The organism is Paenibacillus sp. sgz302191 (assembly GCF_057749925.1).
This window is the reverse complement of sequence record NZ_JBYLHY010000136.1, coordinates 1-251: the sequence shown is the minus strand read 5'-3', so window position 1 is coordinate 251 and position 251 is coordinate 1. Positions and strand designations below refer to the sequence as shown.

General features: G+C 56.2%; 1 rRNA gene. It reads right to left on the bottom strand.

Going from position 1 to position 251, the window contains the following annotated elements:
• A 23S ribosomal RNA gene (locus AC3G2T_RS38940) occupies positions 1-251 on the bottom strand; the annotation flags it as partial.

Below are 251 nucleotides of genomic sequence, written 5' to 3'. Positions count from 1 at the left end.
CGACCGCCCCAGTCAAACTGCCCACCTGACACTGTCCCCGACCCCGCTTAGGGGCCCAGGTTAGAACTCCGATACGATCAGGGTGGTATCCCAACGGCGCCTCCACCCAAGCTGGCGCTCAGGCTTCTACGGCTCCCACCTATCCTGTACAGATCGTACCAAAGTCCAATATCAAGCTGCAGTAAAGCTCCATGGGGTCTTTCCGTCTTGTCGCGGGTAACCTGCATCTTCACAGGTATTAAAATTTCACC